The sequence below is a fragment of the Rhizobacter sp. P2_H2 genome, from assembly GCF_056403375.1.
Window position 1 is genome coordinate 1 of record NZ_JBFUFP010000559.1, and the last position, 3,567, is coordinate 3,567.

The following is a 3,567-nucleotide window of genomic DNA, read 5'->3' on the forward strand; positions in this document are numbered from 1 at the left end:
GGTGCTGATCGACCTCGGGCAGGGCCGCAACCGTATGGCCGGCTCGATGCTGGCGCAGGTGCTGAACCAGTTCGGCGATGAGGTTCCGGATCTCGACGACCCGGCGCTGCTGAAGTCGCTGGTTGCCGCGATCAACCAGCTGCGCAGCCAGGGCAAGCTGCTGGCCTACCACGACCGCAGCGACGGCGGCCTCTGGGCGGCTGCCTGCGAGATGGCCTTCGCCGGCCACCTGGGCCTGAGCCTGAACGTCGACATGCTGGTCACCGAAGGCGACGGCATCGCCGACAGCCGCGCCGAGCACGGCGACTCGAAGAACTGGGCCGGGCAGGTCGGTGCGCGCCGCGCCGAGCTGACGCTGAAGGCCTTGTTCAACGAGGAGCTGGGCGCCGTGATCCAGGTGCGCACCGACGCTCGCAACGAGGTGATGCAGGTGCTGCGCGAGCACGGCCTGTCGAAGCACAGCCACGTGATCGGCAAGACCAACGAGCRTGGCGTCGTCGAGATCTGGCGCGACGCGAAGGCGGTGTTCAGCGCGCCGCTGCGCGAGCTGCACCAGGCCTGGGACGACGTCAGCTGGCGCATCGCGACGCTGCGCGACAACCCGGCGTGTGCCKACGCCGAGCACGAGGCCGCCGGCCGCAGCGAAGACACCGGGCTGCACCTGCAGCTGAGCTTCGACCCGGCGGCGCCGGTCGCGCCGTACGTCAACACCGCCCGCCCGAAGGTGGCGATCCTGCGCGAGCAGGGCGTCAACAGCCACCTCGAGATGAGCTACTCGATGGCGCAGGCCGGCTTCGACACCTTCGACGTGCACATGAGCGACCTGCAGACCGGCCGCGCGCGCTTCGACCAGTTCCAGGGCTTCGTCGCCTGCGGCGGCTTCAGCTACGGCGACACGCTGGGGGCTGGTGAAGGCTGGGCGCGCTCGGTGATGTTCAACCCGGTGCTGGCCGAGCAGTTCGCGGCGTTCTTCGGGCGCAGCGACACCTTTGCGCTCGGCGTGTGCAACGGCTGCCAGATGATGGCGGCGCTGTCGCCGATCATTCCCGGCGCGCAGGACTGGCCGAAGTTCACCCGCAACCGCAGCGAGCAGTTCGAGGCCCGCCTCGCGCAGGTCGAGGTGCTCGAGAGCCCGTCGATCTTCTTCAGCGGCATGGCCGGCAGCCGCCTGCCGATCGCGGTGGCGCACGGCGAAGGCTTTGCCGATTTCTCGCAGCGCGGCGACGCCGCCACCGTGAAGCGCGCGATGCGCTTCGTCGACCACGCGGGCCGGCCGACCGAGGCCTACCCGGCGAACCCGAACGGCAGCCCCGACGGCCTGACCGCGGTGACCACCGGCGACGGCCGCTTCACGGTGCTGATGCCGCACCCGGAGCGGGTGTTCCGCAACGTGCTGATGAGCTGGACTTCGGGCGACATTTCCGCCCACAGCCCGTGGATGCGGATGTTCCACAACGCACGCCGCTGGGTCGGCTGAGCGGACCAGGGAGAACAACGATGCACAGCAAGCCAGTCCGCTACCTCGTGCTGATCGACGCCGCCGGCGCATCGATCGCGCGGCTGTTCGACGAGCAGCTGCACCAGCTCAACGAGATCGATGGTGGTTCCGAGGAAGTCGCGGTGATGGTGCGCGGCCTGACGCCGGCGCACTCGGCCAACGACGCCGGGTGGGCGCAGGCGCTGCGCGGCCACAGTGCGCCGGAGCGTGCCGCGGCCCGCGTCTACACCCTCGACGTCTGAGAACGATCCCATGCCCCATTGCATCCTCGAGTGCACGAAGTCGGTCGCGGCCCAGGTGCCGGTCGAGCGGATGATGCGTGCCGTCCATGACGCCGCGCTCGCCAGCGAGCTGTTCACCGTCGGCGACGTGAAGATCCGCGTGCTGGTGCACGAGCACAGCCTGGTCGGCGGCATCGATGCCGATTTCGTCCATGTGTTCGCCTACGTGCTGACCGGGCGCAGCGAGGCCGACCGCAAGAAGCTGTCGGCCGCGATCGTGCGCGGGCTGGCGGCGCTGCTGCCGCAGGTGCAGGCCGTCTCGTGCGACGTGCGCGAGATGGACCGCGCGACCTTCAGCAACCGGCGCAACGCCGGCCTGGACGCGTGACGGGCGTGAGGAGCGAGTCACCGGCCAGCCGGACACCGCCGCCGTGCGTCACGATCGTGATGCCGACCTACAACCGCGCCGCGCTGCTGCCGGGCAYGATCGACGCGGTGCTGGCGCAGACCTTCGGCGACTTCGAGCTGATCGTCGTCGACGACGGTTCCGGTGACGACACCGCCGGCGTGCTCGGGCGCCGCTATGCCGACGAGCCGCGGCTGCGCTACCTGCGCAAGCCGAACGGCGGCGTGTCGTCGGCGCGCAACCTGGGGCTGGCGCATGCGCGCGGCGAGTTCATCGCCTTCCTCGATTCCGACGACCTGTGGCAGCCGTGGAAGCTGCAGCTGCAGGTGGCCACGCTGCGGGCGCTGGCGCCGCACGGCGTCGGCATGCTGTGGACCAACCTCGACGTGGTCGACGAGCACGGCCAGCTCGTCCGGCAGGCGCACCTGCGCGATGCGTACTCGGCCTATGGCCAGCTCGCGAAGCACGGGATCGCGGTGTTCGAGCACGAGGCGGGGCTCGCCGAGCTCGTGCCCGATGCCACCGGGCCGCAGGCCGGCACCCGCGTGTACTGGGGCGACGTGCGCTCGCGCATGCTGATCGGCAACCTGTGCCAGCCGTCGACGCTGATGCTGACGCGCGAGCGCGCCGACGCGATCGGCGGTTTCGACGAGAGCATGGTGTCCGGCGAGGACCATGCCTACCACCTGAAGGCGAGCCGCGCCGGCCCGGCCGCGCTGCTCGACGCGAGCGCCGTGCTGTACCGCAAGGGCGCCGCCGACCAGCTGACCCAGCCGGCCTACCGCTGGATGATCGCGAGCAACTACCTGAAGACGCTGCTGCCCGAGGTGGAGCGCGAACGCGAGCGGCGCGGGGGCCGGCTCGACCTGCCGCCGGCGCTGCTGACCGAGACGATCGCGAGCGCCTACGAATGGGTCGGCATGGAGATGTGGTACCGCGAGGACTACGCCGCCGCGCACCGGCATTTCGGCGACAGCCTGCGCCAGCGCTGGAAGCAGCCGAAGCTGTGGGCGCTGTACCTGGTGACGGCGGTGCCGCCCGGGGCGATCGACTTCCTGCGGCAAACCCTGCGCCGCGCACGCCGTTCGACCCACTAGGATCGGGGCCATGGCCCACCACACCGTCCGTTCGCTGCTCGTCGACCTGTCGACCCCGTTCGAGCGGCGCTGGGCCGGTGGCGATGCCTTCCTGACGGCGTTCTTCAACGCGCTGTCGATGAGCYTCCCGGTCGGCGAGCAGTTCTTCATCGATGCAGTGCGGGCCGCCGCGAAGGCCTTGCCGGCGGATGTGCAGGCCGGCTTCGCCGACGAGGTGCAGGGCTTCGTCGCGCAGGAGGCGACGCACCGCCGCATCCACGGCCTGTTCAACGGCCAGCTCGAGGCGCAGGGCCACCGCAACACCTGGGGGCCGCGCGCGGCGCGCCGCATCGCGCGCTTCCAGCG

At 70.8% G+C, this 3,567-nt stretch carries 5 protein-coding genes; all 5 read left to right on the forward strand.

Annotation, left to right across the window (positions count from 1 at the left end; all coding sequences use genetic code 11):
* Positions 1–1,477, forward strand: a 1,477-nt coding sequence (locus AC1D15_RS22415) for a phosphoribosylformylglycinamidine synthase subunit PurQ (RefSeq protein WP_477827701.1), incomplete at its 5' end; no start/stop codon positions are given.
* Between the two features lie 20 nt (positions 1,478–1,497).
* A complete protein-coding gene (locus AC1D15_RS22420; protein WP_047513547.1) occupies positions 1,498–1,740 on the forward strand; it encodes a hypothetical protein in 243 nt (80 codons plus the stop codon).
* Positions 1,741–1,750: 10 nt separating this feature from the next.
* Positions 1,751–2,107 carry a 5-carboxymethyl-2-hydroxymuconate Delta-isomerase gene (locus tag AC1D15_RS22425; RefSeq protein ID WP_047513545.1) on the forward strand — a complete coding sequence of 119 codons (357 nt, stop codon included), beginning with the start codon at positions 1,751–1,753 and terminating at the stop codon, positions 2,105–2,107.
* Positions 2,108–2,112: 5 nt separating this feature from the next.
* Entirely contained in the window at positions 2,113–3,222 is a 1,110-nt protein-coding gene (locus AC1D15_RS22430) for a glycosyltransferase family 2 protein (RefSeq protein ID WP_477827702.1), read from the forward strand.
* A 10-nt stretch (positions 3,223–3,232) separates the two neighbouring features.
* Positions 3,233–3,567: metal-dependent hydrolase (locus AC1D15_RS22435; protein ID WP_477827703.1), on the forward strand; the 335-nt coding region annotated here is incomplete at its 3' end.

Coding starts and splice junctions, on each gene's coding strand:
- AC1D15_RS22425 (WP_047513545.1), top strand. CDS start 1,751: ATGCCCCATTGCATCCTCGAGTGCACGAAGTCGGTCGCGGCCCAGGTG.
- AC1D15_RS22420 (WP_047513547.1), top strand. CDS start 1,498: ATGCACAGCAAGCCAGTCCGCTACCTCGTGCTGATCGACGCCGCCGGC.